This window comes from Pseudoalteromonas sp. MelDa3 (assembly GCF_002863625.1).
Taxonomy (GTDB): domain Bacteria; phylum Pseudomonadota; class Gammaproteobacteria; order Enterobacterales; family Alteromonadaceae; genus Pseudoalteromonas; species Pseudoalteromonas arctica.
Genome location: NZ_PJBR01000007.1, coordinates 65,400 through 88,934, shown reverse-complemented (window position 1 = coordinate 88,934; position 23,535 = coordinate 65,400). Strand labels below are relative to the sequence as shown.

The window sequence follows — 23,535 nt, the reverse complement described above, 5'->3', positions numbered from 1 at the left end:
AAGCTGATTCGAGTCGATTGAATCAATCAGCCCTTCTATTTTTTTACGGCAATTTCCAGCACTGGCGAAAACTCTGTTTTAAGCATTGATGCTATTTGCAGTTCTGAGCCTGGCGCGCTTTCAAGTACTTTTTTAAGTTCTGGTTTTTGCTCGTCGGTAATGGTGCGCATAACCATGTTGTGTGATGCTGCGGTCATTGAGCCGCCACGCGCTACCGAGTCTACAAAGTCGCTGTGGTCTTGCACTGTCATGTTAAATTTAAAGTCTGTACCTGAGATGGTTAATGTAATTGTTTGTTTCATGGTTATTCCTTAGATTTGGTTAATAGTTTTTCGAGTGTTTCAAATCCGTCTTTAATGCGGCTTTCCATACGATCAGTTAATTTTTCAAAATCGGTTTTGGTGGCGTACGTTTCGGCAACGTGGGTTTTGTGGTCGCTTAGCTCTTTGGCCGTTGCTTTGTGGGCGTTAAATAGGCTCACTAACAGCGGCACTAATACGGTTAGCACTAGGCTAATAAAGGCAATGGCTACCATTATCCAGTCGGCTACTTCTTTCACTTGGCTACCCCTTTAATTTTTTCTATTGTTCTTAAACTTGCTAGGCCAAGTAATGCCAGTGTTAATTCCATCAATACGTCGGTTGGTAGTTCTGGCGTTCCGGCTTCTGGCATAATCCATTGCAAAATAGGGTTAATTAAAAAGGTAAACAAAAAGCCAAAACCGCACACCCAGAGTAAAAATGGCCGAGCACCTGCTACAAACGTTGAGCGGTGTTGTGCTGCATGGGTATTTGCTAGCGCTTGCATTAGCAGCGGTTTTTGCTGAATCTCTGCTAAATCGTTGCTTAGCTGCTGGCGTTCTTCGTCTGATGTGAATAACGCATCGCCCGCTTTGCCAATGGCTTCTATTGGGTTGCCATTAAATACTTTTGAAAACCAGCCCATGATCAGCACTCCGCTTGTTGTAAATAAGTAGCTTCACGCCAGCGGCGCGTTGTGTATCGGTCGCCAAAGTTAACCAGTTCGTCAATCATGGCTTGCGTGTTTTGGGTTATGGCCGTGCGCCAAAAGTTAGGGCAACGCTTTGCTAAATTGCCATATTGAAATGCCACCGACGCAATAACGGTTTGCATAGGTTCTGGCAGTTGCTCAAACTTAATGGCTGAATGCTTGTTGTAAGTAGCAACTAGGTAATCGGTTGATTGCTGCTTAACGCATAAATCAATAATGGTTGCTTCATTTTCGTTAATGTTAAGCGGGTTTTGCTTACATGCTTTTAATGCTTGCTCGCCTTTTAATAAGCAAAAACGCTTTAATTTATTAGCAATAAATTCGGGCAATAAGTATTTCAATGCGGCTTCGTCGCATTGGCCAATATCAAAGCCAGTGGCAATGGTTACTCCAGATTTAGAATTGGCTGCATCTGGCACATAGCCGTTTAGTTTCGCGCCGCCTTCTAGCTCTGAAATAAAATTGTAATTCACTTTAATATTGGTCATTTTGCTACTCGCTTAACGATTGGCACGGTACACAGCGCTGCACACCTTTTATGGCTTTTTGCCGCGCTTTGGGTATTGGGTCGCCGCAATCAATGCAGTCCGTTGCACTAATAACGCGGCTGTTGTTAAGTCCTTTTAGGCGCTGATCAATAAACTGCTGATCGGCGCGTTCCTGTGCAATGGTTAGGTGGTCGATAAAGTCCATCTACTCGCACCCTATTGCACTATGTTTTCAATTTCTTCGGGGCGCAGGTATGGCACACCGTTAATTTTTACAAAGTCGGGGTCGGTTACATCAAACGGAATTTTAAACAGGCTGGCGCTGCCGCCTTTTTTGTCTATGTCTAAAATGTCGCTTAGCTTAATGCGGCAACCAAAAGCTTCTACTTTCATTTCGTCTTGGCTGGTTTTGGCGTAAAACATAATGTCGAACGGTTCCATGCCACGCCACGAACCGGCGCTTTTTGCGGCATCCGATATAAGCGCAAAGTTACTCGCGTTAACCGACAGTTCGCCGCTGGCCGCTACGTCGCCATCAACTGAGCCATCGGGTACGCCACTGGTTTGGCTTACGGCACTGTTGTCGGTAATCGCCAGTGATGCTGTGTCAACTTGGACCATAATGTCGCCCAAGTTCACGTTAAAATTCATTCCTGATAAACGCATGGTGAGTGCTCCTAGTTGCTGCTTAAATCAAGCAAAATATTTACGGTAATTTCTTTTGGGCTGTTGTACGGGCGCAGCACCATGTAAATAACCACGCTTTTATTGCTGGTCCATACAATGGTTATGTCGCCTTCAACCGGTGGCTGTATTTCACCAGGGAACTGCGTGCCTAAAATGGTGGTACTCTTGCTCATGGCGCGTAGTGGGCGCATAAAATACGCCTTGTTTAGTTCAATACTGTTTGGTGTTGAGTTAAGGGCGCGGTTGGCAATACGGCGAATGGCAAGCACACGTACTTCGCGGCTGGCTTTATGCACTGGGCGTAAATGCTCAAGGTATTGGTAATCGCCACCTGCAGCGTCTAGCGTTTGTGCATCGCTCCAATAGGTCCCTTCAAAATCGCTATACCACTGCGGTACGCTCATGCGTGCATTGGCTAATGTTTCTAATGTGGCAAGTGATAACGGGTCGTCGTTCGTATCAACGGGTGCTTCGCCTAAACCTAATACGCTGCCTGTTGCTACGCGCATTGGGCTGTCAGCAATGCTTACTGAACGGTTGCATAGTCGCCCTGCTAATACGCCAACATTATTAGCGTGTAATTGCGGTACGGGTACCACTAAGTGCGCGGCAATATCGGCTTGCAGTGCAATAGTCGCGGCTTCATATTGCGACCATGTTTGTGTGACTTCATCAATACCTGGTACGGCAACCAATGCCGAAACAAAACGCCCTAATGTGGCTTGCAATGACGTTAGATGATCGTGAATATCGGTTAAGCCTGCGCTGGTTGTTTGCTCGTCACATACAACTATCATTTCAAAGCTTTGTACTTCGTTGGCGCGGTCAATGGCATCGGTAATGCTTTCACCTTCGGCCAGTGGATAAACTGCTGCAGTCCAGTTTTGGCCTGCGTTTAATTGCGCGGCTTTTACTATTTCAAGTAATGGGCTGTCTGCAAAGGTGTCGGCTAATACTGTTTGCGCGCCTACGCTAAATAATTGGCTTTCTTCATCTACTGAACCCGCACGGCCAACAAACAAAAAGTGTCGTTCAACACCTTGGATGTCGCCTTGCCCTAAATTCAGATTGTTAACTTGCACTTTACCTAGTGACATGGGTTTATCCTCGTTTATTGAGTTGGTTTAAAATTGTGGCTAGTTGCGCTTGCACGTTGGCGGTGGTATCGCCTAAAAATGGCCGCGCCTTTACAGGTATTTGCCAGCTTTTACGGCTTTTTTGGCCTCGCAATTCACTTAACACTAATGTGGCTTTGCCATGGGTTAAGCTCCCTGCAATTTCTTTAATGGTGGCGCGGCGGTAGCCTTTGCCTTTTGCTCGACGTACTTTGTAACCCTCAGCTGCTAATGCCTTTGCTTGGCTGCGTGTACACGGTGCTTTGTAATCTGGCTTGCCATGAATACGGCTCATACGTGATGAGGTCATTTGCTCGCTGCCACCTTCTTGGTGTAGTGCGGCAATACGCCCAGTAAGCCCGGCTTTATGTTTAAGCTCTAAGCGCTTACCGCCTTTTACGTAAGGCTCTAGTGTTTTACCCATGCGTTTAAGCATTTTGGTTTTTTTGCCATCAGTGCGACTTGCAAACTTATTACCCTCAACGGTGGTTTGTGTTTTTATCCGCTTGCGAGCGAGCTGGCGCTCATACCGTCCTAGTGTTTTAAGTACGCGAACACGCTTACCGTTTGGCAATGCTAATAGCTGCAGTTGCTGCTTTGCACTGAGCGCTTGTTTGCTATTTGGGGTGATCACTAAACTCATGATTGCCCCTTAATATCTACGTCTACATCTTCGGCCACACTAATTGGCGCTAGCGATACGTAATAACGCGCACCGTTAAATAAAACAGGGCCGTTTTCGGCGGGTATTAGCTCTATGTCGTCAATTAGTTGCACGTCAATTAACACGGTGGCGTTGTCTTTGCTCACAACATCAATGTCTATTTCGGGGTCGTCTAGGCCGTATTCGTCACGTGGCCAACTGCTATCGATTAAAAAGGCGCCCACCATCGCAAGTAAGTTGTAAGGGTTTACTTTGCGGTGCGGGAATTTTTCTATTGCGATTACGGCGGTGTGTTTCCATTTAGCAACGGCGTAGCCGTCTTGGCCTTTGTCTTCGCCGCTCATTATTAGTGTGCCGCGTTCTTGCCAGGCGTCTATGTTGTTAGTGTGAATAGCGCCTTTTAAACTTGAGTTTAAAAAGTCGGTTAGTTGCTGCAATTGGGTAATTGTTTGGCTCATAGCGTGTGCACTCCTGCACGGCCAAGGCCAAGCAGTAAACGAATGCTGCGGTTTGATTGCGCTAATATTGCATCTTGCTGATCAACGCTATCGGCTTTGTTATTGCCTGCGTCTTTTTGGTCAACTGCTGAAAAGTAGCCCATTAAATCTGAATGCGAACGGGCATACACGGCGCCACGGTAAACACTTTGCTGTTTATCGTTAAAGTTAGGTACGCCGTTAACAAGCGTAAAAGTGACGTCCGTGTCTGCTTGTTTCATGAAAAAGTTACTTAGCTGTTGTTGTACTTCTAATGCGCTGCGGTTTAATGAGTCGGCTATTACGGTTTCTTCATAAAATTCAGGTATGCGGCGATGATCACGAAACTCGCCAGTGCTTAGCGCTGGCCAGCCGCTTGCAGCATCTATTTCAATGCTGTTTTGTGCTGTTGCTTCAAATCCAAATGACATACCACATACCTTGTTCAATTAGGTTCAGTGCAGTTAGCGTCGACGCGGTTATTAACGGTCGCCCGTTAAACGCTCGGCTAGTGCACTGGAGGGTTGGGAGTAATGGCTATTACTGAGCATTTAGCTCGGCAATGGCTCTTAATCTCATGGCTATTTTGTTTCGTACTGTTTTAACTTGTGCGTGTTTATGTAGCTCTGCGGCTTTGGCTAAGTAGCCATCTGCTTGTTGGAGCCTTTGCACGTCGCCCACATGCGATGGCGAAACATCGCCGTTTTTGCTGCGCAGTAACGCAAGGCCTGCAAACTTGTAGTACTTAGCCGTAACTTGCTCAGGTAATTTCCACGTGTTCGCAACGCAGCTAAACACTTGGCCAAAATACGGCTCAATGCTGTTGCCTTTTTCTGCTTGGGTGTCTGCCCAATCAAAAACAGTGTCGGCAATAAAACCAGGCCACTTGCGGCGTATGCTGTTAGCCATGGGCTGGTTAAGCTCAATGGCTCTAAAGCCAAACTCAAGGCCACGGCTGAGATTGCCAACGTCAAACAGCCACACAGTGCAATACGCGAAAATCGGGTTATCTTCATTTTGCTTTCCTTCTTTTGCTAAATAGTCATCAACTATGGGTAACCACTTTGGCAATAACACATCACGTTTGTGGGCTATTTTGTCGGCGCGGGTTACATAGCTTTTTAAGCGTTTTAAGTCGTCTTCTAATTCAATGAGCTGTAAGTGCAGGCTTGGGGCGTATTGCCCTGAGCCTGTTACGCTTACTTTTTCGAGCTGTTTTTTGGCTCGGTTTTTTTCTTTGAATTGGAGGAGTTTTGCGCCGCCGACGGCTTTTTTAGCTCTTCAACCGTATCGGCCAAGGCGCTATTAGCGGCGTTAATGTCGTCGGCTTGGTAAGCTAAATCACTAGCTGCATCGCTGGCTTTATCTGCGGCGCTTTCAATGTCGCCTGCTGCATTGCTTGCGCTGTCTATGCTTTGGTTAAGCTCGTCAGTTGCATCTTCAACGTTTGAAACATCAACCTGTTCTTTTTCGCTATCAACATGCAGAGTTGGCAGATCATCTTCACAAAAAAACTTAATATTTTGGTCAACGTATTCTTGCGCTGTTTCAATCTCTTTTGATTCGTCACAACCTAACAACTGCGCGAGTAATTTAAGCGCGGTGTTTTGTGGGGTAATGGTGATTTGCGCATTACCCGTTGTTGCTTTGGTTTCGCCTTTAGCTTTTGAAGCAAGTCGGCGTTTTTTAAAATTAGCAATGGCACTCATAGCACTTACCTTTTAATAATTGGATAACAGCTAGGCGGTTAGGCCTAGCAATTAATGATTAAGCTGGGTTAGGGCCAATGTTCATGGCGCTTTCGTCAACGGCTGCGTACGCTTCAAACTCTTCGAGTGCGTAGCCTTCGTTACGCCAGTATGAGTTTTCGTATTGCTTGCGGTCTTCTTCGTCTTTTGCTTTGCGGTGCGCTGTGCCTTTTTGCGTGTAAATATGCAAGTTGCTTAAAATGGTTACTGCAATGCGTTTACCTGGGAAGAACGGCGGCGTATATGCACGCATACCACCAATGTTTTTATCCATTTGCTGTGCGGCTACTTTTTCGCTTGGCTTGTCGGCTTGGTTCATCATATGCGTTTGCGCAGTGGCCGTAAGGTCGTTACCAACCAATACAACTAGGCGTGGGTCGTTACGTAATGATGGGTGAATAAGCGTATTTTTAAGCTCGGTAACAATAGCGTCTAACGTTTTGTAATCGCCTGCGCCATCTGGGTCAAAGTAAATAGGATCAGTCATGATTTGATCAGCCGCTTTTTCTTTAACGATTTGATGCCAGCCTTTGTTTACGTCTTCGCCATTTGGGTTGGCAATTGGGTCTGATGTGGCAGCAGCCGATACACCATTAAAACCAACGCGCAGCATGTCGAGTGCAAAACGCAGCGTGGCATTTTGGTTAATGAGTTTCATGAACTCGTTTAAGTTACCGGCATTAGCCCATGTAGATAACAACGCCCATGTTGTTGCTGAGCACGAATCGGTTTCGGTCAGTTCATAACCATGGCCATTAACATTTTGCGTTGATGTAAAACGGCCACCCGCTTTACGCCCTGTTGCAATACCGTAGTTACCTACTTTTACAACTTGGCCTTTAATTTGGTCTACTTGCATGGTGGTGATCATGCGTAAAAATTCGACCGACTCTAAAAGCGCGGCGCGCAGTTTTGTTTCCATTGGGTCTGAAATGGCAAATTTATGTGATGCGTCTTCTACACCAAATGATTTTGCTACTTGCACCGAGTATGTTTTTAAAAACCCAGCGGCTGTTTGATTTAAGTGCATGCGTTATCTCGCTCTGTTATGCATTAATAAAAGTAAACGTGGTTAAGCGTTTGTTTAAACCAGGCTTACGGTTTCGCCGCCTACTGGGTCTGGCTCTTGGCCACCTTGCTCTTGGCTAAGGGCGTTAAATTTGGTTTCAATGCCGTCAACCTTTTTGCCAAAGCCGTCCATTTTTTCCATTAACTGGCTAAATTGCTCGGCGGTTACGCCTGTTTCTGGCTTATCACCTTCAGGCTCTACGACTGGCGGTTTTTCTTCGGCTTTTGGCGTGGCTTCTTCGCCTTTTGGCTGCTTGCTGAATTTATTTTCAAGGTCAGTCACCTTGGCTTCAATTCCTTCAAACTTGCCCATTAGGGCATCAAACTGTTCTTGTTTCATGGTGTCTTCCTCGGTGGGTTCTGCTGGTTTTTGCTTACCTGAAAACAGGTTGAAAAATTGCGAAAGCATTTTCAAGCCTTGCGCTTGCTCATCGGCTGTGATGTTTATATTTGGTTCGCTATTGGTGGTAATAAAGTCACTGTGTTGTAGCGTTTCGAGTTGGCTATATTCGTGATCTGCTTCGTTATCACCAATAGAGAATTTTAAGCGGCTGGTGCCTGAACTGGCTGGCGAGTCGGTAACGGCAAGGCCTTGTAAGTAGCAGCGCCCTTCGCTTTTGTAGTCGGGGTTTGGCTCAATAGACATAAACAGCTTTTGGCCGTCTTTGTTGGCATTAAGTAGGTAGTCGTTAGCGGTTACTTTTACAAACAGGCGTAATTTACCACCTTGTTTAGCGGCTTTTACTTCGTCAACAGTGCCCCAGTTTTTACCCTCGCTTGGGCCCCAACTTGAACGAAAATGCTCAGGCCAAATAAGCGCGGTGTATTCGTCAACTGAATACGATGCGGCCATTTGATTAATCCATTCTTTTGAAATAATACGGCCGTCTACCGTTGCGCCTTCTGTTGCTGCAATTACCCAACCTGATTGCTTTGCCATTACTTGCTTACCGCGTTACTTAATATTTAAACGCAGCATAGCTATAAAAAAAGGCTGAATACATTGGTTAGCTTTTTGGTAATTCCTAGATTGAGGTTTTAGGAAAAATGAGGGTTTTTATGCGGTTATAAGCTTATTGTAAACCAATACACTGTGCCTAGTTACTAATTTTATGAGCACTTATATTAAGCAATGGCTTATTCATCTGAAATACGCGAAGCAGCAAAGCGGCTTTATTTACGCCACCACACGCCCGACGAAATACGCGATGAACTGGGGCTACCAAATAACCGTGTTATTTACTATTGGGCCGATAAATACAATTGGCGCGATATGCTGCGCGAGGAAGACGTAGACGAAGCTATTGCACGGCGAATTTTAATACTTACCGACGTTAGCGACAAAACAGGCAATCAAATAAAAGAGCTAGACATGCTGATAGAAAAGCACGTTAAGCTTAAAAAACAGCGTGTTGATCAAGCTAAAAAAGCAGCCCAGGCTAACGAGCCACCAAGCACTAATAAAGGCGGTAACAAAAACAATAATAGCGAAGGTGGTAAAAGCAAAGGCCGCAAGCGTAAAAACGATGTTAGCCATTTAACCGAAGAGGATTTTGGTACTTGGTTTGATTCGTTATTTGGTTATCAAAAAACGATGCACGAAAACTTGCATCAACGTATTCGTAATATTTTAAAAAGCCGCCAAATTGGGGCAACGTATTATTTTGCAGGTGAAGCGTTTAAAGATGCGGTTTTAACGGGCGACCCACAAATATTCCTGTCTGCGAGTCGTGCACAGGCTGAGGTGTTTCGCAGTTATATAATTGCTATTGCGCAAGAATTTTTTGAAATTGAGCTAACCGGTAATCCTATTACTTTGCACACTGCCCATGGTGATGCTGAATTAAGGTTTTTAAGTACCAACAGCAAAACGGCGCAAAGTTACCACGGCCATGTTTATGTAGATGAATATTTTTGGATTGGTAAGTTTAACGAGCTAAACAAATTAGCCAGTGCCATGGCCACACATAAAAAGTGGCGTAAAACGTATTTTTCAACCCCGTCGACTAAAGCGCACCCTGCTTATACATTTTGGACGGGTGATCACTGGCGACAAGGCCGCGCCGAACGCGAAGAAATTGAGTTCCCAACCTTTGTAGAGCTGCGCGATAACGGCAGGCTGTGCCCCGATAAACAATGGCGCTATGTAGTTACCATTGAAGATGCCTTGCGTGGTGGCTGTGAGTTATTCGATATTGACGAGTTGCGCGATGAATACAACGCTGATGATTTTAATAACCTGTTTATGTGCATCTTTGTGGACGATGCCGACAGTATATTTAAATTTAGCGACCTTGAAAAAGCCATGGTTGATGCCACCCGCTGGCAAGACCACAAACCCAATGCCGCACAACCATTTGGTAACCGTGAGGTGTGGTTAGGTTACGACCCATCACGCACCCGCGATAATGCCGCACTAGTAGTAGTTGCCCCGCCTGAAAAGCCTGGCGAAAAATTCAGAATACTTGAAAAACACTATTGGCGCGGGATGAACTTTTCGCACCATGTGAGCGAAATTCAAAAAATTTATGCCAAATACCGCGTTACTTATATTGGTGTAGATACCACGGGCATTGGTGCGGGAGTGTTTGACTCAATAAGCACGCTGTACCCGCGTGAAGCTACGGCCATACATTACAGCGTAGGCAGTAAAACCCGCTTAGTACTTAAAATGATAGACCTTATTGAAGGTGGCCGACTTGAATGGGATGCATCCCATAAAGACATTGCTATGAGCTGCCTTTCAATACGCCGCACCAGCACCGACTCGGGCGGCGCCATAACCTTTAAAGCCAGCCGCGATAACACCATAGGCCATGCAGACGTATTTTTTGCTATTAGCCACGCTGTTATTAACGAACCCCTTAACCATGCACACAAGAGAAAATCACGATGGACCATGCAGAATTAGACCAAAACGCTGAGCAGTTAACCCAGCAACCAGACGATCAGCAAGGTAAGCAAAATGCGCCCGTTGTGTTTGGCTTACCTGAGCAAGTTATGCCCGACATGTGGCTAACCGATTACGACTCGCTATTTTATAACGATACTGAGCAGTATTGGGAACCACCCGTAGACCGCCATTTATTAGCCAACTTAACCCGCCGTAATGCCCAGCACGGCGGCATAGTTCAAAGCCGTGCAAACATGGCCGCGAGCCGTTTTATTAGTGGCGGTATGAGCGCGCAGCAAGTACAAGCAGGCTTTTTAAACCTGGTTCAATTTGGTGATGTGGCCTTATTAAAAATACGTAATGGCTTTGGGCAAATAGTAAGGCTGTTTCCGCTGCCTAGTTACCGTACTCGTGTTGGGGGTGATGGTGGCGCTGTGGTGCTTGAGCGAAATAGCCAAGTTAAAAAATATAAAAAGCGCGACATTATTTGGGTTCGCCAGTACGACCCAGTGCAGCAAGTGTATGGTTTGGCCGATTACTTAGGGGGCTTACAGGCTACGTTATTAAATGAAGACGCTACGCTATTCCGCCGTAAGTATTTTTTAAACGGTGCGCACATGGGCTTTATTATGTATGCGACCGACCCGAACCTAGACCCTGACGTTGAAGACGATATAAAAGAAAAAATACAAGACAGTAAAGGCGTGGGTAACTTTCGCTCGTTGTTTGTAAACATACCCAACGGTAAAGAAAAAGGCTTACAAATAATCCCTGTGGGTAATTTTGAAAGTAAAGACGAGTTTATGAACGTTAAAAACGTATCGGCGCAAGATATATTAAACGCCCACCGTTTTCCGCCTGGCTTGGCGGGTATTATTCCGGCTAACAATGCAGGCCTTGGCGACCCGACTAAATACGATGCCATGTATTTTAAAAATGAGACTAAACCGCTTATTAAATTAATGAGTGATGAAGTAGCAAGGGATCCTGAAATTGGCAGTAAGTTACAGCTAAATTTTGATTTAGAGCCCAGCGCGTAAAGCGTAAAACTTGCTATGCTGCGCATCGTGCGCTTTTATTTTTTCGACTAATCCGGCATAGGTATTTAAGGTTTTTAATGCTCGCGTTAAATTTGGCGCGGGTACGTTATTTAACAGTGCTGCATGGGTTTTGCTCATGCCTTTAACCAGGTGATCACTTGCGGCGGCTTTTATGTCGGCACTTTTAATTTTGCACATAGCGAATAACCAATCTAATCGCTCTTGGCTTTGTGACCCTTTAAACAAATATTGCATACTAAAACCCTTAAATTACTTATCACTTAAGTGATAATTAATTTATTTTAGGTATATTGCTACTATTTGTAAATGCTTATTTGTTATGCATAAAAGCACTGTATATAATGACAGTGTACTTTATTAACGATTGGTGAATATTATGGCGCGGGTTACTTGTCCAAATTGCGAAGCTAAAGCTACGATTACATCGCGTGAAACGCAAAGCGCGCACGTAGTAAATTTATATTGTTCGTGTACTAATACTCGTGAATGCGGGGCGACGTTTCGTATTACCCAATCGTTTGATCATTTCTTAAACCCTCCGGTACAAAGCACGCAGCAATTGGCCGCATCGTTAATTAAAAACCTGCCTCGTGAACAACAATTAGAATTAGTTGGCCTTTAGTTTTTTACTTTATTGCACGCATTAAAAAGCCCGTTTAATACGGGCTTTTTTGTGGGCGCTGTTTACTGTCGGTGCTGGCTATATTGTGGCTGGTTTTGTTGCGGCGCGTTTTGCTGCTGATCATACTGCCCTTGGTATTGTGCTGGCGCATAACCTTGGCTTTGGTTTTGGTGGTTTTGTGGCTGGTTATTGTGCGTTTGGCTTTGCTGGCTTTCGCTTTCCCAAAATATATATAGTTTTAACGGGCCTTGTTGATTAATTGGCATAGTGTCGAGTTCTATTTCAATGCTATCGCTGCCGCCTTGGTTGTTGCTGGGCCATTTAGTGGCACGGCCTAATGTGGCGTAGCGGTTTTTGGTGGTGTTGCCTTGCTGGTATTTTTCAGCAATACAGGCTACGCGGCCTTTATCGAGTGGTTTATTTTGTTGGTGCATAGTGCGTTTCCTTTTTGGTTAAGTTAATGATTTTTGCATAGCATTAAAAAATGTTTGAGCTACAAGCCTGTTTTCAATATGTGTAGCAGATGTTTTTAAAATGCAGGCAGCTTGAATGCCTTCAACACCTCGGCCTTTTAAGTACTCAATTACGTCTGCTGCTACTTCAAGTTCTTGCTTTTGGGTTAGTTGGTTATATTTCATTTTTCTGCTCGCTTTGCTTTGGTTTAACAACTGAGTGGTACACCCAGTTGCGACGTTTAACGTTTGGTTTCATTGATCACCATAATTCGCTTAATTCTTTTTCTAACTGCATTTGCATTAAGCGCTCTTCTAGCAGCTCGCGTTTTGACTTGCTGCGCTGCTGGTATTGCGGGCGCGGTTCTTGGTTTTCGTGGTGCGGCATTTTAGCCGGTGCGCTTACTGTTTTTGGTGAAACAATTCTCGCTTTTTTAGTACTTGGCTTTGCTGTTGTTTTTATTTGCCCTGTGCGAAATTTATATTCTTTTCGCTCGCAACCGCAGCCCTGGACATGACCTAAATTATCTTTGCGTACTACGCGAGTAGTGCCGCATACGCATTTACACATAAAATGCTGCACCCCTCGGTTGCGGCGGTCTTCGTTTAATACTGTCCAATTATTGAAAACGTCACCCGCCGTTACTTTACCTGTGGCCATGTTCGTTCTCCTGAAATTTAACCTCTAGTTCTTTTAGTTCTTTTAATAATTTTTTAAGCTCTTTATCAAAAGTTAGCAGCGCAAATGTGGGCAAATGTTCATCATGAACAAACGTTACACACTTAAAGTTCTTGGAATAGTCATATTTTCTCCTACGCCATTAAGTCTAGTGCCCACCAATCATTACTGCTGATTGCTGTGGCTTCACCAGCTAGAACTAATCTAGCTAAATCTAAGTCGCCGATAATGTCGGCAGTGTGTTTATTAAATTGGGTGTTTGATGGGGTGTTACGCCCGTCAAGCTCTGCATACATGTGCGCTAGGTCGTAAAGCTCGCGAGCGTATGCAAAATGTTTTTCGGTTGGGGTTGGTTTAATAGCCGATTTTGGCGCTTGCATGTTTAGTTGCTCAAAGCTGTGTAGCTCGCGCTCTTGCATGTAGTAAACACGGTTGCCGCTGATCACGTTGCCGCCTTGGTTTAAAGCTTTTATTTGCGCAGGGCTAAAGTCGCTAAGCTTGTTTTTACATTTAGCGGCGGTTTGTTCGTTAGTTGGGGCGTGTTTTTGCGCTTCGCTGTTGGCTATATAGTCAATAGCGTGTTGGCGATGCTCTTTTTGCTGCGCTGCTTCATCCAGTACCACTAAATGGCCGTCTTCAATTAAGTAAATATGGCCGTTATTTCTAACCCGCTTACCCGCTAACAGATCCTTTTTAACGTTAATGATCTCTTTTGAAGTAAAACCGATCATATTTAGCAATAATGCGTCTGTATGCCCTACTGAGTAAGGCGTACGATTATTCCCACTAGTCCAAGGTAGGTCAGCTGCGCTGACGTTGTTGGCATCCTGCCCACCAATAACGGCGGTGTTTTCTGCTGCTGCTGTGCCTATAACTTGCTTAGACCAGGTATGAACGCGAGTAACAAGCGTGCAAAGGCCAAAGGTGTCTTCAACGCCCTTTAGAGTTTTAGTAAATTCTGCATATTGATTGCCGTACTCGGTATGCTGATAAGCGGGCTTAAAGCGCGCATCGCGGCCAATGCCAAAGCCACCCATTAGCGCAACAAAGGTTTTAAAGTCGCCCTTGTCGGCCGCTTGGCGTATTTGCTCTAGCTGCTCGTTACCTTGCACCTCTTCGCGCACTCGGCGCAGTTCGCGCCAAATGGTAATAGATGGCGACTTTTGAAACTGAAATTGCCTAATGCCCCATGTGCTAGCCCATGCTTTAACCGGGTTAACTGCTTGGGTTAGTTTTTCTCCTGTCTCTGCGTCGTACTCGTTTGCCAATGCAAAACCATCAATATTCTTACTTACGTACTTAGCAACATAAGCCGCTGCGCCGCCTGTTTTTTTACCATCTTTGCCAATTTGCGCAGGTAGCATTTTTATAGCGGTATAGCGTGGGCTGCTCGGAAAGTAGTTTTTAACCGGTGCACGGGTGTACACCTTTTTAGATTTATTTAAACCCCAAATACGGCGCGCCTTTGTGTAGCGTGCGCGTAATGCTTTGCGGTTTTTAAAGCGCTGAAAAAACACCTCGCGGTCATCGCGGGTAAAATAACGGCGCAATAAATGATTAACTTGGTCGTAGTAACGCGCTGGCATCCACAAAAGCATGTGCCAGTGTGTGCAGCCGTCGGCGTGCGGTTCTGCTACCCGTATACCAAAATACGGTATTTCAAGGCGGTCTAATTTTGCTCGAGCTTGCGAGTACAGCTTATTTAAATATAGGCTAGCGTCTTTTGGGGTTGACCCATCCCACGTAGGCGAGTTTGCATGAAAACGGCTAGGTGCAGTAATGTTATAAAAACCGCCCGTATAACCCATTTCGTCGGCTAGTTCTTCGGTTTCGCGAATGCGTAGCATTAGCTCGTTACGCATATTTTCGGGGTTGGCAACGCCTGCTTCAACCGCTTTCATTAGCGATATAACATCGCTTTGCTCGTTTACTAATTCTAGGCTTTCTAGGTAACGTTTGCCGCGCTCTTGGTTGGTGGTGTATTCGGCCACTGCTTGTTTTGAGCAATAGGCGCTAATACCACGGCGCTCTGTTTTTTTATTGCCTTTTTTATCTGTGCTGTTAAATAAATCGCGGCCCACTTCGCCCGTTGCAATTTCTAGGTGTTCTAGGTAGCGGCTGCGAATAGTTTTAAGCTTGCGCGACCACCATTTGTGGCACTGCGCTTTTAAAAGGGCTACTTCGGCATCCGGCACGGTTAGGTAAATACCCTTTTCGGCAAACTGTAATTGCACGCTAAATTGTGCGGCAAACTCGTTTACTTTTTCGTGTATGTCGGTTGCATCCCATGCTGGCTGCTCTTTGGCTAAATCGTTTATCATTTCGGCCGTTTGCATAGCCAGCACATTGCCGTGCTTTTTGGTTTTATCGGCATTGGCTAAAATGTGCCATGGCAATGGCATGTTGCTAACAATTTGCTCAAGTATTTTTAGGCGTGGTTGTAGTGTTGTAATTGTGCGGCGCAACCAGTCGTTTGCGGTAATTTGCTTGCGCACTTCGGCTACTGTAATTACTTGCTTTTTATTCGCTGTTTTTTTATCGCTAAAGTCGTAGTTTTTACGGCTCGCAATTATCAGCCTTTCGTTGTATTGCTCTTGCGTTTCGCCTTTGGCTTTGCCCGTATTTTTAATGTGGGTGTATTTATCAATATAACGTTTAGCAACACGCATTTGCAGCGGCTTGGGCACGCCAGCTAGGCACTTATAAACATAAGCAACTTGCTCTGCATCATCAATAGCAGCAATAACCGACATGGCAGATTTAGTAACCTGATCGCCATCCGCTTGTTGTAAATTCTTTGCGGCTACAGGTTGGGGCTTTTTTACGTCGCGCTGCTTTTGTGCAAACTCCATGTTTTTTGCAGTTTGGCGCACAAAGCTAGCTTGTATGCTTGGCGCGCGCTTGCTTTCTACAATGTCTTTAACAATGTAATTATGAATATTGTTGTTATGCACTTTTTTAAGCGCGACTTTTGCAGGTGCGCTTATTTTTAAGTTGGTTACGTCAATGCGGTGCTCTGCATTTTTAAGCTCATTATAAAGCCAAATGTGGGCTTGCTCACTTGGGTTTATAGGCTCATCTTTGTACCAGGCGTTGCTAGGCGGGGTAATTTTGGCAAGGTATTGCTTAGCCATTTTATATTGGCTGTACGCAGTAAAACGGCCAAGGCCGCTTATTAAAAAATCTCTGTGTTCAATGTCGTCAACGGCTTTAACCATGGTTAAAACCGCTGTTACAACATCAAAGCTTACAATGGGCCACATGCTCATTGTTACAGCTCTATTTCCATTGGCTCACCGCCAGTTTGTGCTGCACTTAATGCAATGCTCATTTGGCTGTAAACGCTTTCAAAATTAACGTCGTCGTCTGCAATCATTTTTACTATCGGCAACAAGTCGGTTAACGTGTCTTCGCACTGCATTAGCATGCCAATAGTGCTGCGTTTGTTTAAATTGCGAATTGCAAAGTTAACTTGCTCAATAGCGTGTAAAACAATATTAAGTAGTAATTGCTTATTTTTAGATACAGCTTGGTCTTTGATAGCGTTCATTTTTTAGTGTCCTTGGGAGTGTTGTTATTGGCGTTAAATTACAAAAAGCTCAGGGGCTAGCTCATGGCCTTTGCAAAATACAAAGTGAGCGTATTCGGTTGAGTCGGTTTTACTTGGTTTTGCTGGGTCAAAGCCCGGGCGTTTGCTATGCACATACACCGCCGCTAATGGTAATTTTTGCCACATAGGTTTGCGCTTTTGGCTACCCAACCAATTAAGGCGTTGCAGCATGATCACTAAACCACCATTAGGAACCATTTTTAGGGCTTGCTCGGTAAACTGTTGCGCTACGTTAAAAGGTGGGTTGGTGATAATAATTTGATAAGCAGGCGTATAAGTTGGGTCAATACTTAAAAAGTCACGGCCTTTAAATTTTGCGCGTGAATCTTCACGAATGTCCCAGCTTTCAACAATAAACCCATGATCTTCTAAAACGGTTGGGTAGCTCATTGGGTACTTATTGCAACCGCCTGCGCTTGGGTCTAATACTATAGGGCCGTCTACTGGATCAAAACTAAAGCGGCAGTTTTCACTAAAGGCCGCTAAAAAATCTTCAATGAGCCAATGCGGTGTTACGTAGTAATCATCTGCATTACGCTGGGTTCCGCGATTAGTTGAGCTCATGCTTGCGCCTTAGTAATAGTTAAATGTGAATAGTTGGTATTGGCTTCAACGCGCGGTGCATGTTGCACAAACTTAGCTGGGGCCATGGCGTTAGCATCGGTAAACGCTTTTACTAATTGCTCCATTTGCAAAATAGCCTTGTGAATTTTTAGGCGGGTATCTGCATCAAAATTAGCAAAGCCGCTTTCTAAATGGTGGCGCTTTAGGCCTGCTGCAAAGCATACTAATGTACGCTCTTGCTCGCTTAGCACTTTGGTATACACGTACTCTGGCGTGTGGCGCTCACTGCCCATTAATGCTTTTATTTCGGCCAAGCCTTTTGGTACGTGGCGGCCAGTTACTGCTTTTAATGGTGCTGGGTTTGGGTAGTTAATAGCTGTGTTTACCATGATTAATTAACTCCTTGCTGGCTGCGGGTTGCTGCATTTAGGTAATTAGTTGCTTGTGTTTTTAACCAGTAAACGGCTTTTTGTATTGTTTGGTACTCGTCGCCATTGCAATAAACTGGCAAGTCAAAATCACCAACACGCGCTTGAAACACTGGGTCTAAACCAAATATGGCTTTGCGGGTGGTAATTTTACAGCTAAGCAAATAGCGGCATTGCTCAGCTAATGTTTTAAAACTGCTTAACGTTTCACGACTAAATACTTGGTATGTGCCCATTGCCCTGCTCCTAGTTATTAACGCTTTGCCACTCTGTGCGGCCTTGCTCGTATCGACTCTGTAAATACGCACCTAAGTCAGTCACATTAACCATGGTTGGCGAGCGCTCTGAGTCACGTATTTTAAAAGTTGGAAATGGTAACGTGCCTGCCTTTGCTTTTTGCTCTGCGGTTTTAGGCTGTAAACCTAAATACTCTTGGCAAACATCTTTAAGCTGGACCGCTGGTTTTTGGTAACACGCTAATAATGCAAAGGTCATGTTCATGCTGCACTCTCCTTGTCGGTTTTAACGTGGTCGGCTAGTAACTCATCTACTGTTACTTGGCCGTTTGTTAGTTCTGAAATACGGGTAATGTATTTCGCGGGGGCTTGGCAATGGCGATTAAGCCAGTACCAGATAATGTTTTGTTTTGTGTTTAATAACTTGGCGGCTTTTGTCTGACCACCAATTATTTCTATCGCTCTTTCTACGGCGCTCATATTTCCTCCAAGCTCTATTTATCAAGTAAACCGATAATAGACATCAGTTAAACCGATGTCAATATCGATTTAACTGATTAGACAAAATAATATAAAAAGCAGATAATCAGCTTTTATCACTTTAAGCGATTTTTACATTAGGAATTTACAAATGGATTTAGGTAAAAGAGTAGAAAAAAAACGTGTTCAGTTAGGGATGACGCAAGCGCAATTAGGTCTAATGGCAGGCTTAGCACAAAACTCTATTCACAATATTGAATCTGGAGAAACAAAACGCCCTCGTAAAATAGACGCCCTCGCGGAAGCCCTAAACTGCACTCCAGAATACTTACTGTTTGGTATTGGTGAAACTCAAGACGGTGAAAAGAGTATCAACAGCAATGTTTCATTAGGGCCTACGCTTAAAGCGGCTGTGCCATTAATAAGCTGGGTGCAAGCGGGGGCATGGTCTGAAATAAGTGAAATAAAAGAACATGATGCCGACCGTTATTTATGCCCTGTAAAGTGCAGTGATCAAACATTTGCGCTAAAAGTGCATGGCGTAAGCATGGAGCCTAAATTTTACGAGGGTGATTTAATATTTGTAGACCCAGAGGCTGAGTGCATTCACGGTTCTTACGTAGTAGCACGTTTAGACGATAATAACGAAGCTACCTTTAAACAGCTAATAATTGAAGGCGGCCAAAAGTTTTTAAAAGCCGCTAACCCTAACTGGCCTGAGCAACTAATAGCAATAAACGGCAACTGCACTTTAGTTGGAAAAGTTATATTTACGGGTAAGTCGCTTTAGCTTACTGAATTACAGGCACAAAAAAGCCCGCCAAGTGCGGGCTGTTTGTTTAGCTGCCAATAAAAGCTGCAATTAGTATGAGGATTAAACCAAATATATTTGCTGATTTTTGGGTTAAGTTTGAGCTAATTGCGCCTTTTTCTTTTGCCATTTTTTTATTTTTAGCATTTAATTTATTTAATATTGGCGGGATCACTGCAAATATTGCGAAAAAGCACATCATCCCAGCAAAAAACTCTTTGTTTTCAAAGTTTGAGCCTGTACCTCCAATTGCCGCTAAACCTAATAACCACCCAACAATGACGCTGCTTTTACTTGGCTTTTGCGGTGCTTGGTTGTTTGTTGGGCTTTGCTTTTGATTGCTGTTGTATAAACTGCTTTTTTCTTTATTTTTGGCGTTCGATTTTTGAATAACCGACTTTGCTAATGGGTTTTTGTTGCTGTGATTATTTAATCCTTCTAGCTGTTGTTTTATTAGTTGCTCTACGCTTATTAACTCTCCGGTTTCTACTATGGCTATGTCTTTTTCTATTCTATCGGCTCTGAATGTGCGCGTTGCGTTAGCAAGGTAGCAAAAACCATAAAAGTAAGTTAGTCCGTTTTCGAACATTATTGCGTCAAGCCTTAATTCTCTTCTTGTCGCTTCGTTTTCTTGGTTGGTATATTCAAAAGCAATTTTTATTGCTGGCTTTAGTGTGTGCTTTGTTTTGGCATCAATCCATGATTCTTGGTTGTTTATTGGCGCACCCAAGCTGTTGCTGTTTTCAATGTTTTTTATTTCTTGTGATACCTGTTTTCCTAAATGTGTTTTGTTGTTGTAAGGGTTTATATGTTCCCACACTGCTTTGATATACATTTTAGGGTAGTCAAACGATTTAAGTGCTTGCTGAATGTCATTAATGTAAGTATCTACAGCCCATTTAAGAGATTCTTTTAGCTCTGCCATTGGCTTAATTGAAACTTGTAAATGCACTATTTCTGTGTTGATTTTTTCCGGCTGCTTAAGTGCTACCTTGGTTAACTCGTTTACTAGTGGCTCTTTTTTTTGGTCTGCATTAATCTCTAGCTCTTCGGCAAGCTGCCTAAGCGCATTTACTTTGTTTTTCTTTAGCATTACTTTCCACTGTGCGGCAGTAAAGCTTTTATTAGATTGAAATAAACCGGTGCTAATAAGCTCTTCTGCATCTATATCGCTTACTAAATTCCAATCATTTTTAAAGGTCACTCCTCCATCTTCTAGATCAATTACGTAATCTAGCAATTCTGCCCAGTAAGTGCTTAACCACTTTTTATCTCCTAGCCAGTTACCTTTGTTTTTCTGTATTACTTCTTCAAATGTTTCTAAGTCAACATCGTATAGCGTTGAGTCATCATAGTAATAACCATAACCGGTAATGAATTCTTCAATTGTTCTTGGCTTATGCTCTTTTATTTCATCTTGAAAGTCTGCTTGATCGCTTTCGTCTTTAATGCTGATGAACTTACCTTTTGCAGTAGGTAATTTTTTAGCAGTAAAGTTGCCTTTTTCATTTTGAAAATATGTGTAATCCACAATAATTCCTTTTAATTATATTTAGTAAACAGGTTAAGTTTTCGTTCAGGCTTTAACAAGCTGTGTATTTATACAGGCAATACTATACTGCAGTAAAATAAGTAGGTTGAGTGTGCAGATTAACAGGCATAAAAAAACCCGCTAAAAGCGGGTTAATATAAATACATTCATTACTTGGTGTAGCCTAAATCTTTAAGCCTGTACCCCATTGACTGGGTAGATACATTAAATATTGCTGAAAGCTTACTAATAGCTTCCTCAACAGTAGCAGTTCTACCCTCATCTTTTACTTGAGCAACTAACTTATTAACCTCAGCTTTAACCAGGTCTAGTGGCATCAATAACTGAGCAGCGAACTTATTAGCTCTTCGCTCTATAAAGCTTGTAGTGCCATCTCTATTAAGTTTATCAATAAACTCTTCCCCTTCACTAGCGTTATCTATTTTAGGTGCAATGTCATGCACTAAATGGCCTAGCTCGTGGGCTTTGGTAAAGCGCTGACGCTGACTTACTTCCGATGGGTTTACCCATAAATGAACTGATTGAAACTCTTTATTGTTATCTCTATTTACTTTTATATAACCTGATTTGTCCCAATCCTCAAATGATAGTTCATTTGAAAAACTCAAACCTTTAATACGGCGCATAACTTGATCAACGTCGATAGGTAGTTCAATTTGGGTTAAATCATTAGTATTATAAGCCAGCTTTAGCAGGTCGTAAGCATTGCTGATATTTTGAATTTGTTGCATATTAATCATAATTACTCCTCCCTTGTAGTACTGTCTGAGCGAAAAGTATCTCTGAAGCTTTCCGATTCTTCACTACCTATCCTGTCTTCTAGCATAGTACGTAATATCGCTTCTTGTCTATCAAACATTTCTGATCTTATGGTATCAATTTTAAGTTTCACTTGGTCATTATCAAAAGCATTTACAACTGCACTTATCAATAGACTTTCATCTTCAACTTTAGTGTTTAACTTTGCAACAGCACTATCAACAACTTCTTCAACTTCCCTTGTTTTATACTGTTTAATAAAAAACAACGTTGCTAAACCGCCCATCGCTAAAAATAAACTTATACCTATACTCCAATTCTCATACATACCGACAGCAGCACTAAAAAGCTCCTTTTGGTGTTCTACCTGCTGAGTAACTTGCTCTGTGTGCTGAGCTAAATTTGTCGAATAGTTTTCTTTAATTTCATTAATTTTAGCTTGGATAGCACTAATGCTTTCGCTTTGACTATTGGTTTTATCAGATATACTCGACAGCTCGCTTTTTAGTTCTGCAACCTGTTGCTTTAAACACTCGTTTTCAAAGATTAGCTGCATAACCTTATAATCACCGCTCCCTGATTGAGCCGTATAATCACAGATCTTATTCACGGCATAGATGCCTACGTCCAAAAATTATTAGTATTAAAGTAACATATACCAGCTTAACTTTCACTTAAAACCAAGCTAAGAAGTTATATAAACTGTCCCCCTACAAATGCAAGGAGCACCCAATAGTCACCCTCACACCCTTGTAACACTTTAAATCAAGCCCTATCAGTCCAATCAAGCATTGGTGCCACAGAAAAGCGTCTATCCAAAGTACATTTATTCAAAGCAAACCTCAGGGTATTAAAGTTATTAAGCACAGCTTAAAAGGCGCTGCATTTTACACAAAAGCCTGGCAGGCATCAATGTTAAGAGAACACCTGCAAGCCAAAATAATGGGCTATGCCATTTAAAATATTAGTAACGGCAACCGAGCTTAAAATAAGCCCCATAATTCTACTTATTATACTTGCGCCACTGTCACCAATTAATTTATGTACATGCGTTGCAAGTAGTAACAAAACCAGTACAACTGCTAATACAGCAAGCATCATTGAAGACGTTAGTAACTGCTCAACCCAGGTATACTCTTCATTACGAGTCATTAATACGGCGCCTAACATAGCGCCAGGGCTCGCGATAGACGGAATCGCAAGCGGAAAAATAGCGGTTTCAGTGCTGTCGCGTACACTTTTAATTTCGGCTTCTGGTTTACTTTCACCAAATATCATTGAAAGTGCAAAAATAAGTAATATGATACCGCCGGCTATTTGAAAAGCCGAAAGTGGAATTTCAATTGCGTTAAGTAATTGCTCACCTGCGAGTACAAAAAATAAAAGCACCAATGCAGATACGCCTACCGCTTTAAATATAACTTTACGTTTAAACTTCTCATCATCACCACGTGTGACTGCAATAAATACAGGTACAGTGCCAATGGGGTCAATAACCGCAAAAAAGAAAATAAATATAGCCAATAGTTCGTGCATTACTGGGTTTCCTAGGTAAAAAGCGCTTAATAAAAACGCTGCAACTACAACACAGTATGTTAGTATATCACGGTAGCATAAGGATAAGAGTAATGATGAATATAGAATCACTCGTAAGTAAAGCAAAACAAGTTTGTGACAACCGTGGTGCGCGTTTTACGCCTATCCGCGAGAAAGTATTTCGTCTATTAGCCAGTGCACAAGGTGGTGTTGGTGCATACGATTTGCTTGAGCAATTAAAAGTAACTGAAACAGGTGCTAAACCTGCAACTATTTATCGTGCATTAGACTTTTTAGCTGAACTAGGTTTTATTCATAAAATTGAAAGCACAAATGCATTTATGCTGTGCCATCATTTTGATCATATTCACCCGGTACAATTATTAATTTGCGATACATGTGGCTTTGTTAAAGAATTACACTCGAGTGTAATTTCGCATGAGCTTAATAATCTAGCTGCCGAAGGTGGCTTTGTCGTATCAGGGCAAACAATAGAAGCACATGGTAAATGTGAATCTTGTAGAGCATCATAATCCTTCAAAGTTATCCTTAGTGACTATACTCAAACTATATAGTCATTTCACAGAACAAATTT

At 43.1% G+C, this 23,535-nt stretch carries 34 protein-coding genes; 5 read left to right on the top strand and 29 right to left on the bottom strand.

Annotated features, from left to right (window positions below):
* Positions 1-35 precede the first annotated feature (35 nt).
* The 14 genes from CXF89_RS02285 to CXF89_RS02220 form a co-directional block, all read right to left on the bottom strand.
* A complete protein-coding gene (locus tag CXF89_RS02285; protein WP_121953702.1) occupies positions 36-302 on the bottom strand; it encodes a putative phage tail assembly chaperone in 267 nt (88 codons plus the stop codon).
* Between the two features lie 2 nt (positions 303-304).
* Entirely contained in the window at positions 305-559 is a 255-nt protein-coding gene (locus CXF89_RS02280; RefSeq protein WP_121953701.1) for a hypothetical protein, read from the bottom strand.
* Positions 556-945, bottom strand: a complete 390-nt coding sequence (locus CXF89_RS02275; protein ID WP_121953700.1) for a 3TM-type holin — start codon at positions 943-945, stop codon at positions 556-558. Before CXF89_RS02275 ends, CXF89_RS02280 begins: the two co-directional genes overlap by 4 nt.
* 2 nt (positions 946-947) lie before the next feature.
* Entirely contained in the window at positions 948-1,499 is a 552-nt protein-coding gene (locus tag CXF89_RS02270; protein ID WP_121953699.1) for a pesticin C-terminus-like muramidase, read from the bottom strand.
* A 4-nt stretch (positions 1,500-1,503) separates the two neighbouring features.
* Positions 1,504-1,704 (bottom strand): TraR/DksA C4-type zinc finger protein, encoded by a 201-nt coding sequence (locus tag CXF89_RS02265; RefSeq protein WP_121953698.1) that lies wholly within the window; start codon positions 1,702-1,704, stop codon positions 1,504-1,506.
* An 11-nt stretch (positions 1,705-1,715) separates the two neighbouring features.
* Positions 1,716-2,165: a phage protein gene (locus tag CXF89_RS02260; protein WP_121953697.1), complete on the bottom strand. Its 450-nt coding sequence runs from the start codon at positions 2,163-2,165 to the stop codon at positions 1,716-1,718.
* A gap of 11 nt (positions 2,166-2,176) precedes the next feature.
* Positions 2,177-3,283 (bottom strand): DUF2586 domain-containing protein, encoded by a 1,107-nt coding sequence (locus CXF89_RS02255; RefSeq protein ID WP_121953696.1) that lies wholly within the window; start codon positions 3,281-3,283, stop codon positions 2,177-2,179.
* Between the two features lie 4 nt (positions 3,284-3,287).
* A complete protein-coding gene (locus CXF89_RS02250; protein WP_121953695.1) occupies positions 3,288-3,944 on the bottom strand; it encodes a hypothetical protein in 657 nt (218 codons plus the stop codon).
* On the bottom strand, positions 3,941-4,423 hold the full coding sequence (locus tag CXF89_RS02245) for a phage tail protein (RefSeq protein ID WP_024608593.1): 483 nt from the start codon (positions 4,421-4,423) through the stop codon (positions 3,941-3,943). The genes CXF89_RS02250 and CXF89_RS02245 overlap by 4 nt, the downstream gene beginning before the upstream one ends.
* Positions 4,420-4,872, bottom strand: a complete 453-nt coding sequence (locus CXF89_RS02240) for a head completion/stabilization protein (RefSeq protein ID WP_121953694.1) — start codon at positions 4,870-4,872, stop codon at positions 4,420-4,422. The genes CXF89_RS02245 and CXF89_RS02240 overlap by 4 nt, the downstream gene beginning before the upstream one ends.
* A 109-nt stretch (positions 4,873-4,981) precedes the next feature.
* Entirely contained in the window at positions 4,982-5,593 is a 612-nt protein-coding gene (gene gpM / locus CXF89_RS02235) for a phage terminase small subunit (RefSeq protein WP_121953693.1), read from the bottom strand.
* 47 nt (positions 5,594-5,640) lie between these two features.
* On the bottom strand, positions 5,641-6,150 hold the full coding sequence (locus tag CXF89_RS02230) for a hypothetical protein (protein WP_121953692.1): 510 nt from the start codon (positions 6,148-6,150) through the stop codon (positions 5,641-5,643).
* Between the two features lie 58 nt (positions 6,151-6,208).
* Complete coding sequence (locus CXF89_RS02225; RefSeq protein ID WP_121953691.1) at positions 6,209-7,219, bottom strand: phage major capsid protein, P2 family; 1,011 nt, start codon at positions 7,217-7,219, stop codon at positions 6,209-6,211.
* Between the two features lie 54 nt (positions 7,220-7,273).
* On the bottom strand, positions 7,274-8,197 hold the full coding sequence (locus CXF89_RS02220; RefSeq protein ID WP_121953690.1) for a GPO family capsid scaffolding protein: 924 nt from the start codon (positions 8,195-8,197) through the stop codon (positions 7,274-7,276).
* Positions 8,198-8,389: 192 nt separating this feature from the next.
* Here CXF89_RS02220 and CXF89_RS02215 point away from each other — a divergent pair, with 192 nt between their 5' ends.
* Both CXF89_RS02215 and CXF89_RS02210 read left to right on the top strand, forming a co-directional pair.
* Positions 8,390-10,168 carry a terminase large subunit domain-containing protein gene (locus tag CXF89_RS02215; RefSeq protein ID WP_121953689.1) on the top strand — a complete coding sequence of 593 codons (1,779 nt, stop codon included), beginning with the start codon at positions 8,390-8,392 and terminating at the stop codon, positions 10,166-10,168.
* A complete protein-coding gene (locus CXF89_RS02210; RefSeq protein WP_121953688.1) occupies positions 10,150-11,190 on the top strand; it encodes a phage portal protein in 1,041 nt (346 codons plus the stop codon). The genes CXF89_RS02215 and CXF89_RS02210 overlap by 19 nt, the downstream gene beginning before the upstream one ends.
* On the opposite strand, the gene CXF89_RS02205 is transcribed toward CXF89_RS02210, so the two are convergent.
* Entirely contained in the window at positions 11,173-11,445 is a 273-nt protein-coding gene (locus CXF89_RS02205) for a hypothetical protein (protein WP_121953687.1), read from the bottom strand. The genes CXF89_RS02210 and CXF89_RS02205 overlap by 18 nt on opposite strands.
* A 142-nt stretch (positions 11,446-11,587) precedes the next feature.
* On the opposite strand from CXF89_RS02205, the gene CXF89_RS02200 reads away from it, so the two are divergent.
* Entirely contained in the window at positions 11,588-11,833 is a 246-nt protein-coding gene (locus CXF89_RS02200; protein WP_121953686.1) for an ogr/Delta-like zinc finger family protein, read from the top strand.
* A gap of 62 nt (positions 11,834-11,895) precedes the next feature.
* Here the strand turns inward: CXF89_RS02200 and CXF89_RS02195 are convergent, their stop codons facing one another.
* The 10 genes from CXF89_RS02195 to CXF89_RS02150 all read right to left on the bottom strand — a co-directional run bounded on the left by CXF89_RS02195 (position 11,896) and on the right by CXF89_RS02150 (position 18,282).
* Positions 11,896-12,267: a hypothetical protein gene (locus CXF89_RS02195; RefSeq protein ID WP_002960041.1), complete on the bottom strand. Its 372-nt coding sequence runs from the start codon at positions 12,265-12,267 to the stop codon at positions 11,896-11,898.
* An 18-nt stretch (positions 12,268-12,285) separates the two neighbouring features.
* A complete protein-coding gene (locus CXF89_RS02190) occupies positions 12,286-12,471 on the bottom strand; it encodes a hypothetical protein (protein WP_121953685.1) in 186 nt (61 codons plus the stop codon).
* A gap of 76 nt (positions 12,472-12,547) precedes the next feature.
* A complete protein-coding gene (locus CXF89_RS02185; protein ID WP_024592104.1) occupies positions 12,548-12,946 on the bottom strand; it encodes a hypothetical protein in 399 nt (132 codons plus the stop codon).
* A gap of 152 nt (positions 12,947-13,098) precedes the next feature.
* On the bottom strand, positions 13,099-16,233 hold the full coding sequence (locus CXF89_RS02180; protein WP_121953684.1) for a replication endonuclease: 3,135 nt from the start codon (positions 16,231-16,233) through the stop codon (positions 13,099-13,101).
* A gap of 2 nt (positions 16,234-16,235) precedes the next feature.
* A complete protein-coding gene (locus CXF89_RS02175; protein ID WP_121953683.1) occupies positions 16,236-16,514 on the bottom strand; it encodes a hypothetical protein in 279 nt (92 codons plus the stop codon).
* 33 nt (positions 16,515-16,547) lie between these two features.
* On the bottom strand, positions 16,548-17,138 hold the full coding sequence (locus CXF89_RS02170; RefSeq protein WP_121953682.1) for an SAM-dependent methyltransferase: 591 nt from the start codon (positions 17,136-17,138) through the stop codon (positions 16,548-16,550).
* A complete protein-coding gene (locus CXF89_RS02165; protein ID WP_121953681.1) occupies positions 17,135-17,527 on the bottom strand; it encodes a hypothetical protein in 393 nt (130 codons plus the stop codon). The genes CXF89_RS02170 and CXF89_RS02165 overlap by 4 nt, the downstream gene beginning before the upstream one ends.
* Before the next feature lie 2 nt (positions 17,528-17,529).
* On the bottom strand, positions 17,530-17,802 hold the full coding sequence (locus CXF89_RS02160) for a hypothetical protein (protein ID WP_121953680.1): 273 nt from the start codon (positions 17,800-17,802) through the stop codon (positions 17,530-17,532).
* A gap of 10 nt (positions 17,803-17,812) precedes the next feature.
* A complete protein-coding gene (locus CXF89_RS02155; RefSeq protein WP_121953679.1) occupies positions 17,813-18,067 on the bottom strand; it encodes a pyocin activator PrtN family protein in 255 nt (84 codons plus the stop codon).
* Positions 18,064-18,282 (bottom strand): YdaS family helix-turn-helix protein, encoded by a 219-nt coding sequence (locus CXF89_RS02150; RefSeq protein ID WP_089368121.1) that lies wholly within the window; start codon positions 18,280-18,282, stop codon positions 18,064-18,066. Before CXF89_RS02150 ends, CXF89_RS02155 begins: the two co-directional genes overlap by 4 nt.
* A gap of 151 nt (positions 18,283-18,433) precedes the next feature.
* Here CXF89_RS02150 and CXF89_RS02145 point away from each other — a divergent pair, with 151 nt between their 5' ends.
* A complete protein-coding gene (locus CXF89_RS02145; RefSeq protein ID WP_121953678.1) occupies positions 18,434-19,072 on the top strand; it encodes a LexA family protein in 639 nt (212 codons plus the stop codon).
* A 49-nt stretch (positions 19,073-19,121) separates the two neighbouring features.
* Here the strand turns inward: CXF89_RS02145 and CXF89_RS02140 are convergent, their stop codons facing one another.
* The 4 genes from CXF89_RS02140 to CXF89_RS02120 form a co-directional block, all read right to left on the bottom strand.
* Positions 19,122-20,624: a WYL domain-containing protein gene (locus CXF89_RS02140; protein ID WP_121953677.1), complete on the bottom strand. Its 1,503-nt coding sequence runs from the start codon at positions 20,622-20,624 to the stop codon at positions 19,122-19,124.
* A 170-nt stretch (positions 20,625-20,794) separates the two neighbouring features.
* Positions 20,795-21,385, bottom strand: coding sequence for an ImmA/IrrE family metallo-endopeptidase (locus tag CXF89_RS02135; RefSeq protein ID WP_121953676.1), 591 nt, complete (start codon positions 21,383-21,385; stop codon positions 20,795-20,797).
* A gap of 2 nt (positions 21,386-21,387) precedes the next feature.
* Entirely contained in the window at positions 21,388-22,014 is a 627-nt protein-coding gene (locus tag CXF89_RS02130; protein ID WP_121953675.1) for a hypothetical protein, read from the bottom strand.
* A gap of 305 nt (positions 22,015-22,319) precedes the next feature.
* The gene (locus tag CXF89_RS02120; RefSeq protein ID WP_024589771.1) at positions 22,320-22,940 is read right to left on the bottom strand and encodes a MarC family protein; all 621 of its coding nucleotides are present in this window, start codon (positions 22,938-22,940) and stop codon (positions 22,320-22,322) included.
* A gap of 95 nt (positions 22,941-23,035) precedes the next feature.
* Here CXF89_RS02120 and CXF89_RS02115 point away from each other — a divergent pair, with 95 nt between their 5' ends.
* On the top strand, positions 23,036-23,473 hold the full coding sequence (locus tag CXF89_RS02115; RefSeq protein ID WP_007580267.1) for a transcriptional repressor: 438 nt from the start codon (positions 23,036-23,038) through the stop codon (positions 23,471-23,473).
* Positions 23,474-23,535 lie beyond the last annotated feature (62 nt).

What these genes read in the sequence shown, in the direction of transcription:
- CXF89_RS02225 (WP_121953691.1), bottom strand. Translation starts at nt 7,219, where the DNA reads ATGCACTTAAATCAAACAGCCGCTGGGTTTTTAAAAACATACTCGGTG.
- CXF89_RS02250 (WP_121953695.1), bottom strand. Translation starts at nt 3,944, where the DNA reads ATGAGTTTAGTGATCACCCCAAATAGCAAACAAGCGCTCAGTGCAAAG.
- CXF89_RS02190 (WP_121953685.1), bottom strand. Translation starts at nt 12,471, where the DNA reads ATGAAATATAACCAACTAACCCAAAAGCAAGAACTTGAAGTAGCAGCA.
- CXF89_RS02135 (WP_121953676.1), bottom strand. Translation starts at nt 21,385, where the DNA reads ATGATTAATATGCAACAAATTCAAAATATCAGCAATGCTTACGACCTG.
- CXF89_RS02120 (WP_024589771.1), bottom strand. Translation starts at nt 22,940, where the DNA reads ATGCACGAACTATTGGCTATATTTATTTTCTTTTTTGCGGTTATTGAC.
- CXF89_RS02210 (WP_121953688.1), top strand. Translation starts at nt 10,150, where the DNA reads ATGGACCATGCAGAATTAGACCAAAACGCTGAGCAGTTAACCCAGCAA.
- CXF89_RS02175 (WP_121953683.1), bottom strand. Translation starts at nt 16,514, where the DNA reads ATGAACGCTATCAAAGACCAAGCTGTATCTAAAAATAAGCAATTACTA.
- CXF89_RS02265 (WP_121953698.1), bottom strand. Translation starts at nt 1,704, where the DNA reads ATGGACTTTATCGACCACCTAACCATTGCACAGGAACGCGCCGATCAG.
- CXF89_RS02115 (WP_007580267.1), top strand. Translation starts at nt 23,036, where the DNA reads ATGAATATAGAATCACTCGTAAGTAAAGCAAAACAAGTTTGTGACAAC.
- CXF89_RS02205 (WP_121953687.1), bottom strand. Translation starts at nt 11,445, where the DNA reads ATGCAATATTTGTTTAAAGGGTCACAAAGCCAAGAGCGATTAGATTGG.
- CXF89_RS02150 (WP_089368121.1), bottom strand. Translation starts at nt 18,282, where the DNA reads ATGAGCGCCGTAGAAAGAGCGATAGAAATAATTGGTGGTCAGACAAAA.
- CXF89_RS02180 (WP_121953684.1), bottom strand. Translation starts at nt 16,233, where the DNA reads ATGAGCATGTGGCCCATTGTAAGCTTTGATGTTGTAACAGCGGTTTTA.
- CXF89_RS02260 (WP_121953697.1), bottom strand. Translation starts at nt 2,165, where the DNA reads ATGCGTTTATCAGGAATGAATTTTAACGTGAACTTGGGCGACATTATG.
- CXF89_RS02185 (WP_024592104.1), bottom strand. Translation starts at nt 12,946, where the DNA reads ATGGCCACAGGTAAAGTAACGGCGGGTGACGTTTTCAATAATTGGACA.
- CXF89_RS02170 (WP_121953682.1), bottom strand. Translation starts at nt 17,138, where the DNA reads ATGAGCTCAACTAATCGCGGAACCCAGCGTAATGCAGATGATTACTAC.
- CXF89_RS02240 (WP_121953694.1), bottom strand. Translation starts at nt 4,872, where the DNA reads ATGTCATTTGGATTTGAAGCAACAGCACAAAACAGCATTGAAATAGAT.
- CXF89_RS02275 (WP_121953700.1), bottom strand. Translation starts at nt 945, where the DNA reads ATGGGCTGGTTTTCAAAAGTATTTAATGGCAACCCAATAGAAGCCATT.
- CXF89_RS02220 (WP_121953690.1), bottom strand. Translation starts at nt 8,197, where the DNA reads ATGGCAAAGCAATCAGGTTGGGTAATTGCAGCAACAGAAGGCGCAACG.
- CXF89_RS02270 (WP_121953699.1), bottom strand. Translation starts at nt 1,499, where the DNA reads ATGACCAATATTAAAGTGAATTACAATTTTATTTCAGAGCTAGAAGGC.
- CXF89_RS02245 (WP_024608593.1), bottom strand. Translation starts at nt 4,423, where the DNA reads ATGAGCCAAACAATTACCCAATTGCAGCAACTAACCGACTTTTTAAAC.
- CXF89_RS02285 (WP_121953702.1), bottom strand. Translation starts at nt 302, where the DNA reads ATGAAACAAACAATTACATTAACCATCTCAGGTACAGACTTTAAATTT.
- CXF89_RS02200 (WP_121953686.1), top strand. Translation starts at nt 11,588, where the DNA reads ATGGCGCGGGTTACTTGTCCAAATTGCGAAGCTAAAGCTACGATTACA.
- CXF89_RS02160 (WP_121953680.1), bottom strand. Translation starts at nt 17,802, where the DNA reads ATGGGCACATACCAAGTATTTAGTCGTGAAACGTTAAGCAGTTTTAAA.
- CXF89_RS02145 (WP_121953678.1), top strand. Translation starts at nt 18,434, where the DNA reads ATGGATTTAGGTAAAAGAGTAGAAAAAAAACGTGTTCAGTTAGGGATG.
- CXF89_RS02195 (WP_002960041.1), bottom strand. Translation starts at nt 12,267, where the DNA reads ATGCACCAACAAAATAAACCACTCGATAAAGGCCGCGTAGCCTGTATT.
- CXF89_RS02165 (WP_121953681.1), bottom strand. Translation starts at nt 17,527, where the DNA reads ATGGTAAACACAGCTATTAACTACCCAAACCCAGCACCATTAAAAGCA.
- CXF89_RS02215 (WP_121953689.1), top strand. Translation starts at nt 8,390, where the DNA reads ATGGCTTATTCATCTGAAATACGCGAAGCAGCAAAGCGGCTTTATTTA.
- CXF89_RS02230 (WP_121953692.1), bottom strand. Translation starts at nt 6,150, where the DNA reads ATGAGTGCCATTGCTAATTTTAAAAAACGCCGACTTGCTTCAAAAGCT.
- CXF89_RS02255 (WP_121953696.1), bottom strand. Translation starts at nt 3,283, where the DNA reads ATGTCACTAGGTAAAGTGCAAGTTAACAATCTGAATTTAGGGCAAGGC.
- CXF89_RS02155 (WP_121953679.1), bottom strand. Translation starts at nt 18,067, where the DNA reads ATGAACATGACCTTTGCATTATTAGCGTGTTACCAAAAACCAGCGGTC.